Raw genomic sequence first — 14120 nt, 5'->3', positions numbered from 1 at the left:
TGTTGGAGACTGTTCGATGAAAGTGCGACGTCGAGTTCCACAGGCTTACTTGGTTGCATTGCTCTTAATTTTGATGTCTGCGCCGGAGGGTGCGGTGGCGCAAGCTGAACCATCCGTCGGTGTCATCAGCGTGCCGATCGAAGACGTCTCGCCGAAACACGAATTCGTCGGACGCGTGGAGGCGGTCAATGCCGTCGATATCCGCTCGCGGATAGAAGGCTTCCTGGACAAACGTCTCTTCGACGAAGGCCAGATCATCAAGAAGGATCAGGATCTCTTTCTTATCGATCGCCGCGCGCTCGAAATATCTCTGGCGAATGCCAAAGCAGCCCTTGCCAGCGCGCAGGCAAGCCTGGCGGATGCGCAGCGCACACTCGCACGCAATCAATCGCTGAGCAGCCAAACTGTCCCGCGCGCAACATTGGAGCAAAGTCAAACTGCTGTCGAAACTGGACAGGCGAACGTGTTGTCTGCGCAAACGCAAGTGAGCCAAGCTGAACTCAACCTCAGCTACACACGCATAACCTCCCCGATCGAGGGGCGCATCGGGGCAGCCGAATTGTCGGATGGAAGCTTCGTCAGCGGCAGTTCGCAGATACTGGCCCGCATCGTCGAATTGGATCCGATCCGTGTTGTATTCTCCCTCAGCGACCGGTCGATCCTCGATCTACGGGCGGCTGCCGGCGATATCAGCAAGGAGGATCTCGCAAAGCGGTATCAGCCCACCCTGCGGCTATCGAACGGTCAGTCCTATGCAGAACCGGGAAAAATCGATTTTTTTGGAAACGAAATCGACCAGGCAACCGGAACGCTCGCAATTCGAACGCTGTTTTCCAATCCGCAATCTTTGCTCATTCCGGGCCAGTTCGTAACGGTCATAGTGTCGGAGGCCGAAAAGAAGCTGCGACCGATCGTGCCACTAGGCGCAGTTCAACAGGATCGCGAAGGCAAGTTCGTGCTGCTGGTCAACGAAAAGAGCCAAGTCGAGCTGCGACGAATAAAGGTTTCCGAGCAAACCGGTGGGAATTGGACGATTGAAGAGGGGCTAAAAGGCGGCGAAAAACTGATCGTCGAGGGCCTGCAGAACGTCTCCGAGGGCTCGGTCGTCCATGCCACGCAGGCATCACCCGCCGATAGCAGCGTGACTTCCCTGGCCCCAGCGGCATCACAACCCGGTTCGGTGCAATGAATATTTCCGCGCTCTTCATTGCAAGACCACGGTTTGCGATGGTCATTGCGATCGTCATGATGATTGCCGGAGGCGTCTCACTCCTTCTGATACCGGTCGCCCAATTTCCGCAAATCACGCCGCCAGAAGTCCAGGTGACGGCGAGCTATCCGGGCGCCAATGCCAGCGTCATGACGGAAAGCGTGGGAGCGCCGATAGAGGATCAGGTGAACGGTGTCGAAGACATGCTCTATATGTCGTCTTCGAGCACCAACAACGGCAGCTACAGCCTGACGGTGACGTTTGCGCCGGGCACGGATCCTGCCATTGCCCAGGTCAACGTACAAAATCGCGTCGCAATGGCGACGCCGCGACTTCCGGCTGCCGTCACCCAAACCGGCGTGTCGGTCCGAACCCGCTCGTCCAGCATGCTGCTCGGTTTTGCGATCTACTCGCCCAAGGGCACGAAGGACGACGTCTTCCTCAGCAACTATGCGATGATCAATATCCGCGATGCGATCGCCCGCGTGCCTGGCGTCGGAGAAGCAAGCGTTTTTGGTCCAGCCTACAGCATTCGTATCTGGATGAACCCGGACCGCATGCAGGCCCTTGGGGTGACGGCCTCCGATCTGACTACGGCCATCCAAGCCCAGAATGCCCAGGCATCCGCCGGCCAGTTGGGCTCCCCTCCATTGACCTCGGGCCAGCAGCTGCAATTGACCGTCCAGGCAAGAGGACGGCTTGCGAGCGCCGCAGAGTTCGGCGACATCATCATTCGCACCAACAGGGATGGAGCGATCGTACGCCTGCGCGATGTTGCCCGGGTGGAACTTGGCGCGCAATCCTACGATACGGCGTCAACTCTGAACGGTCAGCCAAGCGCGACGGTTGTCATCTATCAATCCTCCGACGCCAATGCGCTCGCAGTATCGAACGCTGTCCTTGGTGAACTGAAGACATTGTCGAAACAGTTTCCCGACGATGTCGCATCCACGGTCGTTTTTGACACGACCGCTTTCGTGCGACAGACGATTGAGGAGATTTTCGTTACACTGGCGATCACCTTCGTGCTTGTCGTGGCGGTTGTCTTCATTTTCCTGCAAGACTGGCGAGCGACGGTCATCCCCTCGCTGACGATACCGGTTTCCCTGGTGGGCGGTTTTGCCGTGTTGTACATCATGGGATTTTCAGCCAATACGATCACGCTGTTCGCCATGGTGCTTGCCATCAGTCTGGTCGTGGACGACGCGATCATCGTGGTGGAGAACGTCCAGCGTGTTATGAGCGAGGCTGGCGTGGACGTGCGCGAGGCAACGCTGCGCACGATGAGCCAGGTCACAGGTCCGATCGTCGCCACGACGCTTGTGTTGGCCGCCCTCTTCGTGCCGGTCGCTTTTTTGGCCGGTATCACCGGCACGCTCTATCGCCAGTTTGCGGTTACCATTCTAGTCACGATTACCTTCTCGACGATCAATGCCCTGACGCTCAGTCCGGCGCTTTGTGTTCTGATCCTTCGGCCGGCAAGGGAAACCCGCGCAGGGATTTTCCACCAAGTGAACAAGGGGCTCGACACTTCGAGACGCTTTTACCTGCGCCTGCTAGGTCTATTTGCTCGCCGGATTGTTCTGAGCGCCGTGGTCCTTGTCTTGATTGTTTGCGGCATCTACGGCTTCTATCGCGTGCTCCCGACCGGCTTTGTTCCGTCGGAGGACCAGGGCTATCTGTTCGTCAACGTGCAGTTGCCGGATTCCGCCTCGCTTGAACGGACGCAACAGACAATAGCGACAGTCACCTCCTTGCTTCAACGCACGCCCGGAGTTGCAAATACGATCGGGATCGCCGGAGCGAGCTTGATCGGCGCCGGCGGCTCCAATTCCGGGATGGTCATCTCGGCGCTCAAACCCTGGAACGAGCGCGGATCCGATCAAAGCGTCTTTGCTCTTATGAACCGGCTACGCGCTCAGTTCAGCGCGATTTCGACGGCGACCATCGTGGCGTTCAATCCACCGGCGATTCCAGGTCTCGGCACGACCGGCGGCTTTGATTTTCGTCTTCAAGCCCGCGCCGGGCAAAGCCAGGAAGAACTCGCCGAAGTCATGCGAGGCCTGATTGTCGCGGCAAACCGGACGCGGAGCCTGACAGGTGTTTTCAGCACGTTTTCAGCCAGCGCGCCGCAGATCTATCTCGATATAGACAGAAGGCGCGCCGAACTCTTCGGCATTTCGCCCGCGGCGATTTTCAGCACACTGCAAGCTCATCTCGGATCGTCCTATGTGGACGACTTCAACATTTTTTCGCGCGTTTATCAGGTTCGAATTCAAGATGAACCGAATTTCCGCATGCGTACTGAGGACATCCAGCGGCTAAGAGTGCGAAGTCAGTCGGGGGACCTTGTCCCGTTGCAGGGGTTGCTTTCCATTTCAACTATTTACGGCCCCAATTCCATCAACCGCTACAATCTCTTCCCGTCCGTAGCGATCAATGGGCAGGCCGCCGCAGGCGCAAGCACGGGTGACGCCCTCACCGCGATGGAGACGCTCGCAGCCGAAGAACTCCCGCCGGGCTTCGGATACGAATGGACAGGCCTCGCTCTTCAGGAAAAGCAGGCCGGCGGCCAGACGGTCATCATCCTGATCATGGGGATCGTTTTCACATACCTCTTCCTCGTTGCCCAGTATGAAAGTTGGAGCGTCCCCCTGGCCGTAATGATGTCGGTGACGGTCGCTGTCCTGGGAGCGTTGGGAGCTCTCGTGATAGGTAAAATAGATCTCAACATCTACGCGCAGATCGGTCTGCTGCTCCTGATCGGGCTTGCCGCGAAAAACGCGATCCTCATCGTGGAGTTCGCCAAAGAACGTAGGGAAGAAGGCCACGGCATTATGGAAGCGGCAACCGAAGGAACGTCTCAGCGCTTCAGGCCGGTGCTAATGACCGCGATGGCATCCGTGCTTGGCGTGCTGCCATTGGTGCTCGCCACGGGTGCGGGCGCGGGCAGCCGGCAGGCGATCGGCGTGACCGTTCTCGGGGGGCTGCTGATTGGGACCATCGTCGGCCTCCTTATCATCCCGTTGCTCTATATATTCGTTCAGACGGTCAGAGAGACCGTCAAGCGCCGGTTTTTCGGTGTCGATCCCATCGCCTCAAGCGGCAAATCCACTCAAGCTCCGGATTAGAGGCGGGTTCGGAGATCTGGGGCGGGCATGAGCGGCAACACAGCAGCAACGCGAAAGTCATTTTGGGTCGATATTGTTGCCGCGGGATTCGGCCCGCTATCCTGGCTGGGCTTGCTTTTGGGCGCCATTCTTTTCGCATCGGCGCTGACGCCGACGCTGGTACCGCGCGATTGGCTGCCGCAGGGAGTTCTGGCCGGGCTTTGCTTTTCGGTCGGTTATGCCCTGGGAGTCCTCCTCACCTGGCTTTGGACAGACCTGGAACTGCCGCAACAAAGCAGGGCACGAGCGCTGATACGCTACCCGGCGGCGGCGATCAGTCTCGCTGTTGTCGTCAATTCCCTATGGCGCTCGACCGCCTGGCAGAATTCCGTACGGGCCGCCGTGGGCATGCCGCAAGCCGACAGCATCAATCCCGTCCTGGTATGCGGGGTTGCCGTCCTCGCCTTTGCGATGTTGCTGGCACTCGGGCGTTTGGCAAAAGTGCTGGCCACGATCCTCTACAGACTGATGCGACGATATATACCGCCACGCATCGCAATGATCTTAGCGATCTCAGTGACTGCCTTCCTGTTTTGGTCCATGGCAAACGGTGTCCTGGCTCGAACGGCCTTCGAGGTGCTTGATGCGTCATACCGTCAATTTGATGCCCTGCTTGAACCTGAACGGCCCCAGCCTCTCGAAAACGGTAAGACTGGAACCCTCGGTTCGCTCGTAGCGTGGAATGAGTTGGGCCGGGCCGGAAGAGAATTCGTAGTGTCCGGGCCGCATGCAAGCGACATCAGCGCCATCACCGGAAGACCGGCCCTCGAGCCGATTCGCGTCTATGTGGGCCTGCAATCGGAGAGAACGCCGCAGGACCGCGCGCGGCTGGCTTTGGAGGAGCTGAAGCGTCAGGGAGGCTTTTCTCGTTCGATTTTGGTCGTGGTCACCCCGACCGGCACCGGCTGGATCGACCCGGCGGCCATGGACACCGTGGAATATCTTCATGATGGTGATATCGCGAGCGTGGCCGTCCAATATTCCTATCTCAGCAGTCCGCTTTCCCTGCTCGCCCAGTCGGAATACGGCGCGGAAACGGCAAGAGCTTTGTTCTCGCAGATCTACGGCTACTGGACGACGTTGCCGAAGGACAAGCGGCCAAGATTGTATCTTCACGGGCTGAGCCTCGGTGCAATGAACTCGCAGCAATCGGCCCGGCTTTTCGAAATGATGGACGATCCTATACAGGGCGCACTCTGGAGCGGCCCACCTTTTGTCAGCGCCATCTGGCAGACCGTCACCGAGGAGCGAAACCCGGGATCGTTCGAGCGGCTGCCGCAGTTTCGCGATGGCCGAATGATCCGATTCATGAACCAGAACGGCTTTCCCCAACAGGAGACACCAGGGTCCTGGGGGCCGATCCGGATCGTATATCTTCAATATGCCAGCGATCCGATTGTCTTTTTCAACATCAAGGATTTCTACAAGACGCCCGACTGGATGCGGGAGCCGCTGGGACAGGATGTGTCGCCGCAGCTCAGATGGTATCCGATCGTAACCGGCTTCCAGCTGATACTGGATATGCTGGTCGCCAACAAAACACCGATGGGCTTCGGTCATGTCTATGCCCCGCAGCACTATATCAATGCCTGGGTTGCGGTGACCGATGTGAGAGGATGGTCCCAGGATCAACTGGCCGCCCTCAGGAAGCGTTTCGAAACACCGGAAAATGCCGGCACTACGTCGACTAAGGAAACCCGGGAACCCAGTTACGAAGGACGAGGAGGCTAAGTATTTGTCCGCATGGCGATGACCCTCGAAGGAGACGAAACGGAATGTGTCGTGTTGGTGCACGGGCTCGCTCGCGGTAGCGGATCGTTCTGGCTTATCGAGAAGATGTTGGAGCGGCGGGGATTCTTGATCGTCAACAGGGCATATCCTTCAACGCGCGCGCCGATCGCCGAGCTTGCACGCTACGTCGGAGACTCAGTCGAAGCCTGCGCCGCGCGGCAGGTCAATTTCGTTACCCATTCCATGGGTGGAATTCTGGTTCGCCACTGGCTGGCACAGTCGCGACCTCAGAATTTGGGACGGGTCGTCATGCTCGCCCCACCCAACAACGGTTCCGAGATCGTGGATACTTTCGGCGGGATGCGGCCATTTGCCTGGATCAATGGCCCGGCAGGTCTCGAACTCGGAACCGGCGCGGCAGCCGTGCCGAAGCTTCTGCCGAAACCCGACTACCCCATGGGGATCATCGCAGGCGACATATCCGTCAATCCGGTTTTCAATTCGATTATCGACGGGCCTAACGATGGAAAAGTGTCCGTCGCGTCGACACGGCTGGATGGCGCGACGGACCATTTGGTCGTGCATGCCACCCATACATTTATGATGTTCAATCCGATCGTGGTCGTGGAGACCATCAATTTCCTAGAACAGGGCGCATTTCACCACGACCTGACATTGCAGGAGGCAAGCGCGGCCATCCTTGCAATGCTTCGGTAAAGAAGCGGGATCCCCAAGCCCACGCGTGCCCCCGGGCCGATCGCCGTCTCGCACTTGATGGCACCGCATGGCGCCCCAAGCGACAAGTCTCGTCAGATGTGAACGGAGGCAAGCGCGATCGCATCCGCAACTTCCTCAAGCCGTTCCGAGAGATTCGCGGTCGCAACGCGCAAATGGCTGCTGGGCAGGATCGAGAACTTTGCACCGGGATGCACCGCAATGCCTCGCGCCGCAAGCGTTACCATTGCGAAGGGTTCGGAGGATACGGGTATCCAGGCACACAACCCCTCCCCATGCCGTGCTTCCACGCCACGCTCAGCCAGAGCATCGATCAGGTTAGCCCTTCGTTCTCGATAGGTCTGTCGGGCGTGATCGAGGCACGCCGCCGTTGCCGGATCGCGCAGCAACCACGCCGCCGCCGCCTGCAGAATTCGGCTCGTCCAACCGGCACTGAAGCTGCGATAGGACTGGATCTGCTCGACGATGGCTCGCGAACTCGACAGCACCGCCAGCCGCAGATCCGGCCCATGTGTTTTCGAGTAAGACAGAATGTGGATGACGCGATCGGGATAGAGATGCCCCATCGAATGGCGTGGTGCCGTCGAAATATCGGCAATACCATCGTCCTCCAGGATCAACGTGTCCTTGTCCCGAAGGATCTCGGCGATGCTTTTCATGCGCGCAGCGCTCACGCTCTGACCGGTGACCGAATGGATACGCGGCTGAAAGATGAAAGCGACCGGGCGATATTTCAGCGCCGCTTCGAGTGATGACGGCAACGGCCCCTCCTCGTCGCATTTCACCGGAATGATGCGTGCGCCGCGATCCTCGAGAATATCCAGAAGGCGCATGCCGGTCGGGTCTTCGATCGCCACCGCGGCGCCCGGCATGACCAGGGCATTGATCACGGTGTAGACGGCATTGTAGCCGCCATTGGTCGCCAGGAATGCCTCCGGCTCGTAAGGCCAGGTCTTTCTGACCTGCTCCTCCAGTTCCGGCAGAATCCGGCTACGCTCATAGCTGTTGAGATTCTCCGCTGATGCTCCATAGGCCATCGCCGCTTCCAGCTTCGGGAGCAGTTTCACATCGGGAACGGCCGCTGTCAGGTTCAGGGCGTCATTGCCATAGTCACCGACGCTTGCAAGCCGCGCCGGCTTGGCGACGAAGCGATCGCCGCTGACCCATGTGCCGTTCCGGCCCCGCCCGCTGATGATCTTCTGACGCCTGAGCTCGCTCCATGCTTCGGACAGGGTGGCCGGACTTATGCCGAGGGCGAAGGCGAGGTCGCGGATCGGTGGCAGTTTGGTGCCGACCGGCAGCGCACCGGCGCGGATCAGCGCGCTTGTTTCAAGCGCCAGGCCGCGGATGGTCCGATCGCTCAATTTTTCGGCAAACCATTTCGCGTCGCGATCTTCGCTCATTTTCGCACCATTTTTAATGTTCAATAACGTAATAACATTTGATCAGGATATTTTGAACATTTACTCATTTGAAAACAAGTTTTCCCGCGAGTGAATTTCATGCCCATTACTCTCCGCCTTGCCCTCCGTGACTGGGACTACATGACGCCATTGGTCCTGGGCGACGTCTCTTCCCCGAAACTCGACATCAAGGTGGAGCGGGTCGGTACGCTGATCTCCCACGTCGGCAAGAGCGACGCCTACGATGCGGCGGAAACCTCCTTCAGCCGCTACACACAGATGCGTATCGACGGTGACGACAGCGTGGTCGGCATTCCAAATTTCATCATGCGCGGTTTCCGCCACCGCTGCGTCATCACCACAAAAGACAGCCCCATCACCACCTTTGCTCAACTCGCCGGCAAGCGTATCGGCGTCACCGGTTGGCGTGACTCCGGCAATACCTGGACACGCGCAGCGCTCCGTCGAGAAGGCGTCGGCGTCGAAGATGCCATGTGGTATGCCGGCCGCCTGACCGAAGCCCATCCGATCGTCGATCGGCTCGACGGGTTCGGCCGTCCCGGCCGTATCGAGGCGGCGCCGGGCGAAAGGCCGATGGTGGATCTGCTCAAGGAAGGTCAGCTCGACGCGATCTTCACGCCTTTCATGCCGGACGGCTATTTTGCCGGTAGTTCTGGCTTCCGCCAGCTCCTGTCGGATTTCCGCGCTGCCGAACATCGCTATTTTGCGGATGTGGGTTATGTACCGGGTATGCATCTGATCGGGTTTAAGACGGAATTCGTCGCCGAGCATCCGTGGGTCATCGCAGAACTAAGCGCCTTGATCGATGAATCGCAGCGCGTCTGGCTGAGCAAGCGCCGCAAATATGCCGACACCACGCCTTTTATGCTCGACGAGCTGCTGAAGTCGGCATCCGAGCTGCCCGAAGGTTGGGATGCGAGCGGCTTTGTTGCCAATCGCAAGATGATCGCTGATTTCGCTGGGGAATTGCATGCGCAGGGCATCCTGCCTCGGCTCATGACGCCGGAGGAGCTCTTTCCGTTCGACGTCGACGGTAACCGGACGAGTGCGGCGTAACCATCGATTAAAAATCAGAGTCACAAAGCAAAAAGGGGAATGAACATGTCGCTGAAGAGAATGACCTGCCTTGCTGCGGCGGGCTTGATGATTTCGGGCTCTGCCTTCGCGCAGGACGCCAGCCTGCCGAAACTCTCGGTCAACGCGGATCTGCGGGCCAAACTGCCGGAAGCGATCCGTACCGCCGGCAGGATGATCTCCGTCAACAACGGCTCTTTCCCTCCCTATGAAATCGTCACAGGCACCAAGCTGACCGGCGCGAGCGCCGATCTGACCGACGCGATCGGTCAGGTGCTCGGCGTGAAGATCGAGCATGAGAGCGTCAGCGGCCTGCCCGCCATCCTCGCCGGCATCAATTCCGGCCGCTATCAGTTTGCCTTCGGCCCGATCGGCGATTTCAAGAGCCGCGAGGAAGCCAATGACTTCGTCGACTGGGTGCAGGAATTCGTCGTCTTCGCCGTTCAGAAGGGTAATCCGAAGGGCATCACCTCGCTCGATACCGCCTGCGGCCAGCGCATTGCCGTCATGGCCGGCGGATCGGCCGAAAAAGTCATCCAGGTTCAGGCCGAGAAATGCAAGACCGACGGCAAGGCCGCGGTCGAGGTTCAGTCCTTCACCGACCAGCCAAGCTCGATCCTCGCCGTCCGCTCCAAGCGCTCCGACGCCTTCTTCTCTTCGCAGGCACCCCTGACCTACTTTGTATCGCAGGCGAACGGCCAGCTTGAGCTGACCGGCGTCGGCCAGAAGAACGGCTTCGAAGATCTCTATCAGGGCGCTGTCGTGCCGAAAGGCTCGCCGCTCGGTCCCATTCTGAAGGATGTCGTCAAGGTTCTGATGGACAACGGCACCTATGCCGCCATCATGAAGAAATGGGGCCTTGAGAACAATATGATCAAGGAACCGGGTATCAATCTTGGCGGGACCTTGCCGAAATGAGTAGTAATGCCGGAAACATCGCATCGCCATCCGGCGATGCGTCCGAACGGGATGTGGCAAATGCCCATAGGCCGTTTCCGAAGGGCCGCGTGGCAGCCTGGATCGTAACGCTGTTGATCGCAGCCTATTGCGCCTGGTCGGTCGCCCATAATGAAAACTTCGGCTGGCACGTCGTCGCCCAATATTTCTTCGACCCGGTCGTCATCAGCGGCCTCTATGTCTCGCTTGGCCTGACCGTCGTCGCCATGGCTCTCGGCATCGCCTTTGGCCTGCTTTTGGCGATTGCCCGCATGTCGAAGGATACGCTCGCAAGCTCGCTTGCTTCCCTGTTCATCTGGTTCTTCCGCGGGACGCCGCTGCTCGTGCAGCTGATCTTCTGGTACAATCTCTCGACGCTCTTTCCGACCCTTTCGATCGGCATCCCCTTCGGTCCGACCTTCGTCAGCTGGGACACGAATTCCGTTATCAGCCCGGTGACAGCGGCGATCGCCGGCCTGGCGCTCAACGAAGCCGCCTACATGGCAGAGATCATCCGCGGCGGCCTGCTTTCGGTCGACAGAGGCCAGTTCGAGACGGCAGAAGCCTTTGGCATGACGCGGATCCGTGCCCTGCGCCGCATCATCATTCCGCAGGCCATGCGCTCGATCGTGCCGCCGACGGGCAACCAGCTCATCAGCATGATCAAGGCAACGTCTCTCGTCAGCGTCATCGCCATGGCCGATCTGCTCTACTCCGTGCAATCGATCTACAATCGCACGTTCGAAGTCGTCCCGATGCTGCTCGTTGCCGTCATCTGGTATCTCCTGATCACGTCGGTGCTGAATATCGGCCAGGGTTACATCGAGCGCTACTATAGCCGCGCCGACCGCCGCTCCGGCGCAACGAAGGCCGCAAAGGACAGCATGCCGGCACTCGTGCCGGCGCAGGAGGCGGGACAGTGAACGCGCCAATGAACAGCATCGTCAACATCTCCCCGCTGGTGCAGGCCCGTAACGTCCATAAGTCCTTCGAAAATCTCGAAGTGCTGAAAGGTATCGACCTCGACGTGTCGCCCGGCGAAGTCGTCGTCATCCTCGGGCCATCCGGTTCCGGAAAATCGACCTTCCTGCGCTGCATCAACCATCTGGAATCGATCAATCGTGGTTCGATCGAAGTCGATGGAGAGCAAATTGGCTACCGGCTAAACAAAGGCCGACTTGTAAAACTATCCAATCATGCGATCGCGCTGCAGCGGCGCAAGATCGGCATGGTGTTCCAGCAGTTCAATCTCTACCCGCATATGACGGCGCTGCAGAATGTCATCGAAGCACCGATCGGCATCCATGGTGAAGGCCGGAAGCAGGCGACGGAGAACGCACTGGCGCTGCTCGACCGCGTCGGGCTTTCGGCCAAGGCTCACAACTACCCTCGACAACTTTCCGGCGGTCAGCAGCAGCGTGTGGCGATTGCCCGAGCGCTGGCCATCAAGCCGAAACTGATGCTCTTCGACGAACCAACCTCTGCGCTCGACCCGGAACTCGTCGGCGAGGTGCTTGCCACCATGCGCGACCTCGCCAAGCAGGGCCTGACAATGATCGTCGTGACCCACGAAATCGGCTTTGCCCGCGAAGCGGCCGACCGGGTCGTGTTCATGGACGGCGGCAAGATCGTCGAGCAAGGCAAGCCAGAGGATGTCATCGGCAATCCGCAGCACCCCCGGACCAGAAGCTTCCTGTCGCGCTTCATCTAGCGCGACACCCCATCATCACTGAGTTCTGCAAGCTCTATAGCTATTGGAATAGCCATGACCCTCGACAACGATTTCGCCCGCCTGTCAGACTTCGAACCGATGAAGGCCGAACTGACCGGCATCCGCCAGCATCTGCATGCTAATCCCGAGCTTTCCTTCGAAGAGGCGGAAACCGCACGATTCGTGGCCAAGAAACTGGAAGCCTGGGGCTATGAGGTGACGCGCAATGTCGGCGGCCATGGCGTTGTTGCGCGCATGACGGTTGGCGCCGGCAAAAAGAGCATCGCGATCCGCGCCGATATGGACGCCCTGCCGATCACCGAGCAGACCGGCCGCCCTTACGCCAGCAAGACTCCCGGCAAGATGCATGCCTGTGGTCATGACGGCCACACAACTATGCTGCTTGGAGCTGCGGAATATCTCGCCCGCACGCGCCGCTTCAACGGCACGGTAAACCTGATCTTCCAGCCGGCCGAAGAGGCAGGCGCGGTGAGCGGCGCTCCCGCGATGATCAAGGATGGGCTGTTCGAACGCTTCCCCTTCGACGTCATTTTCGGGCTGCACAATCATCCCGGTGCACCGGAGGGCACTTGGCTATTGCGCTCCGGCCCGCTGATGGCCGCGGCAGATACGGTTGAGATCACCATTACCGGCAAGGGTGGCCATGCATCGCGCCCTCACTTGACCATCGATCCCATCGTTGTCGCCTGCAATCTGGTCGTCATGCTGCAATCCGTCGTCTCGCGCAGCATAGACCCGACGCAAACGGCGGTCGTGACCGTCGGCTCTATTCATTCCGGCGAGGCGGCCAACGTCATTCCCGAAAGCGCGAAGATGCTGCTGAGCGTCCGCTCCTTCGATCCGAAGGTGCGCGAGTTGCTCGAGGCTCGCATCCGCAAGCTGGCCGTCTCCGTGGCCGAAGGCTATGGCGCGAGCATTGAAATCGACTATGTCCATGGCCATCCGGTCGTCGTCAATTCCGAGAAGGAAACGGAATTCGCACGCATGGTTGCCGAAGAGCTCGTCGGCGCCGACAAGGTCACCACCTGCGGCCTGATCCCTGGCAGCGAGGATTTTTCACACTTCCTTGAACACAAGCCAGGCAGCTTCCTGCGCCTCGGCAATGGCGTCAATTCCGCAATCCTGCACAGCGCTAAATACGACTTCGCTGACGAAAGCCTCACTGCTGGCGCCGCCATGTGGGCCCGACTGACCGAGCGCTATCTCGACGCGGATTAGTGGGGCTGGGATTTCGGCCCGCGAACGCATTTAAGGCCGTTGTTGAGGCTCCGGCGGCGTTTTTTTAGCAACACCGCCGGTTTCGGCGTACATGTCCGACCCGTCTCAGAGGGACTTCACTTCGCCACCATCCATGCGTAGCGTCGTGCCCGTCATCCAGCGTGCGCCTGGCGAGACGATAAAAGCCATGAGTTCGGCGATCTCCTCCGGCTTACCATAGCGCGCAATGCCCGCCTCCTTGGGAAACCGTGCCGTCGCCTCTTCCACGCTCATGTCATGCAGCGGCGCCCAATGCTCCAAATAGCTGCGTCGGCGCCCCGTCATAACAGGTCCGGGCAGGACACTATTGACCTGCACACCGTCCTCGATACCACGGTCGGAGAAGGCCTTGGCGAGCGCCGATATCGCTGCATTGATCGTGCCGACCGCAGCATAAGATGCTTTCGGGAAGATGGCGGAGTTGCCGGACATCAGGACAACGGAGCCTTTGGTCTCCTTCAATGCCGGCCAGGCGGCGACTGTCAAGCGGCGCGCGCCATGCAGTTTCAGCGCCAAGCCATCATCCCATTGCCGGTCTGTCATCTCGAACACGTCGATTTGCGGCACGGCGCCAGCAATGTTAAGCAGCGCGTCGATCCGACCGAATGCGGCGAGCGTTTTGTCGACAACGGCCTGCGCAGACGCAGGTTCCGCGAGATCCGCGTCGAGGGCGAGCGCTGCCGCCCCCGTTGCCTCGACTGCTTTTGCCGTCTCCTCCAGATTGGCCTTGTTGCGGGCAACGAGCACAAGTTTCGAAAAATCCCTGGCAAGCCGAATGGCTGTTGCCTGGCCGATGCCCTGGCTGGCACCGGTAACAATAGCGACTGTGTCGGACATGGTTTTTCTCCTCT

The 14120-nt window shown here is 59.4% G+C and carries 11 protein-coding genes; 9 read left to right on the top strand and 2 right to left on the bottom strand.

Features of this window, described 5'->3' with window-relative positions:
• The first annotated feature begins 16 nt into the window (after positions 1–16).
• Genes CCGE525_RS28215 through CCGE525_RS28200 form a run of 4 tightly spaced genes read left to right on the top strand, consistent with a single transcriptional unit; the run spans position 17 to position 6828 of the window.
• Positions 17–1189, top strand: coding sequence for an efflux RND transporter periplasmic adaptor subunit (locus CCGE525_RS28215; RefSeq protein WP_120707551.1), 1173 nt, complete (start codon positions 17–19; stop codon positions 1187–1189).
• Positions 1186–4341 carry an efflux RND transporter permease subunit gene (locus CCGE525_RS28210; RefSeq protein WP_120707550.1) on the top strand — a complete coding sequence of 1052 codons (3156 nt, stop codon included), beginning with the start codon at positions 1186–1188 and terminating at the stop codon, positions 4339–4341. The genes CCGE525_RS28215 and CCGE525_RS28210 overlap by 4 nt, the downstream gene beginning before the upstream one ends.
• 27 nt (positions 4342–4368) lie before the next feature.
• Positions 4369–6111, top strand: coding sequence for an alpha/beta hydrolase (locus tag CCGE525_RS28205; RefSeq protein ID WP_120707549.1), 1743 nt, complete (start codon positions 4369–4371; stop codon positions 6109–6111).
• A gap of 12 nt (positions 6112–6123) precedes the next feature.
• Positions 6124–6828 (top strand): alpha/beta hydrolase, encoded by a 705-nt coding sequence (locus CCGE525_RS28200; protein ID WP_120707548.1) that lies wholly within the window; start codon positions 6124–6126, stop codon positions 6826–6828.
• A gap of 92 nt (positions 6829–6920) precedes the next feature.
• Here the strand turns inward: CCGE525_RS28200 and CCGE525_RS28195 are convergent, their stop codons facing one another.
• Entirely contained in the window at positions 6921–8249 is a 1329-nt protein-coding gene (locus CCGE525_RS28195) for an aminotransferase-like domain-containing protein (RefSeq protein ID WP_120707547.1), read from the bottom strand.
• Positions 8250–8348: 99 nt separating this feature from the next.
• Between CCGE525_RS28195 and CCGE525_RS28190 the strand changes: the two genes are divergently transcribed.
• The 5 genes from CCGE525_RS28190 to CCGE525_RS28170 are packed head-to-tail and all read left to right on the top strand — an operon-like array spanning position 8349 to position 13230.
• Positions 8349–9326 (top strand): substrate-binding domain-containing protein, encoded by a 978-nt coding sequence (locus CCGE525_RS28190; RefSeq protein WP_120707546.1) that lies wholly within the window; start codon positions 8349–8351, stop codon positions 9324–9326.
• Between the two features lie 45 nt (positions 9327–9371).
• Complete coding sequence (locus CCGE525_RS28185) at positions 9372–10262, top strand: ABC transporter substrate-binding protein (protein WP_120707545.1); 891 nt, start codon at positions 9372–9374, stop codon at positions 10260–10262.
• Positions 10259–11203, top strand: a complete 945-nt coding sequence (locus CCGE525_RS28180; protein ID WP_120707544.1) for an amino acid ABC transporter permease — start codon at positions 10259–10261, stop codon at positions 11201–11203. Before CCGE525_RS28185 ends, CCGE525_RS28180 begins: the two co-directional genes overlap by 4 nt.
• A gap of 8 nt (positions 11204–11211) precedes the next feature.
• Positions 11212–11991, top strand: coding sequence for an amino acid ABC transporter ATP-binding protein (locus CCGE525_RS28175; RefSeq protein WP_120707543.1), 780 nt, complete (start codon positions 11212–11214; stop codon positions 11989–11991).
• A gap of 54 nt (positions 11992–12045) precedes the next feature.
• On the top strand, positions 12046–13230 hold the full coding sequence (locus CCGE525_RS28170) for a M20 aminoacylase family protein (protein ID WP_120707542.1): 1185 nt from the start codon (positions 12046–12048) through the stop codon (positions 13228–13230).
• A 105-nt stretch (positions 13231–13335) separates the two neighbouring features.
• Here the strand turns inward: CCGE525_RS28170 and CCGE525_RS28165 are convergent, their stop codons facing one another.
• Positions 13336–14106, bottom strand: a complete 771-nt coding sequence (locus CCGE525_RS28165) for an SDR family oxidoreductase (RefSeq protein ID WP_120707541.1) — start codon at positions 14104–14106, stop codon at positions 13336–13338.
• Between the last annotated feature and the right edge of the window lie 14 nt (positions 14107–14120).

The organism is Rhizobium jaguaris (assembly GCF_003627755.1).
GTDB lineage: Bacteria > Pseudomonadota > Alphaproteobacteria > Rhizobiales > Rhizobiaceae > Rhizobium > Rhizobium jaguaris.
Note: the sequence above shows the minus strand (reverse complement) of the source record. Positions and strands in the feature narration are given on the sequence as shown.

What these genes read in the sequence shown, in the direction of transcription:
- CCGE525_RS28215 (WP_120707551.1), top strand. Translation starts at nt 17, where the DNA reads ATGAAAGTGCGACGTCGAGTTCCACAGGCTTACTTGGTTGCATTGCTC.
- CCGE525_RS28210 (WP_120707550.1), top strand. Translation starts at nt 1,186, where the DNA reads ATGAATATTTCCGCGCTCTTCATTGCAAGACCACGGTTTGCGATGGTC.
- CCGE525_RS28205 (WP_120707549.1), top strand. Translation starts at nt 4,369, where the DNA reads ATGAGCGGCAACACAGCAGCAACGCGAAAGTCATTTTGGGTCGATATT.
- CCGE525_RS28200 (WP_120707548.1), top strand. Translation starts at nt 6,124, where the DNA reads ATGGCGATGACCCTCGAAGGAGACGAAACGGAATGTGTCGTGTTGGTG.
- CCGE525_RS28195 (WP_120707547.1), bottom strand. Translation starts at nt 8,249, where the DNA reads ATGAGCGAAGATCGCGACGCGAAATGGTTTGCCGAAAAATTGAGCGAT.
- CCGE525_RS28190 (WP_120707546.1), top strand. Translation starts at nt 8,349, where the DNA reads ATGCCCATTACTCTCCGCCTTGCCCTCCGTGACTGGGACTACATGACG.
- CCGE525_RS28185 (WP_120707545.1), top strand. Translation starts at nt 9,372, where the DNA reads ATGTCGCTGAAGAGAATGACCTGCCTTGCTGCGGCGGGCTTGATGATT.
- CCGE525_RS28180 (WP_120707544.1), top strand. Translation starts at nt 10,259, where the DNA reads ATGAGTAGTAATGCCGGAAACATCGCATCGCCATCCGGCGATGCGTCC.
- CCGE525_RS28175 (WP_120707543.1), top strand. Translation starts at nt 11,212, where the DNA reads ATGAACAGCATCGTCAACATCTCCCCGCTGGTGCAGGCCCGTAACGTC.
- CCGE525_RS28170 (WP_120707542.1), top strand. Translation starts at nt 12,046, where the DNA reads ATGACCCTCGACAACGATTTCGCCCGCCTGTCAGACTTCGAACCGATG.
- CCGE525_RS28165 (WP_120707541.1), bottom strand. Translation starts at nt 14,106, where the DNA reads ATGTCCGACACAGTCGCTATTGTTACCGGTGCCAGCCAGGGCATCGGC.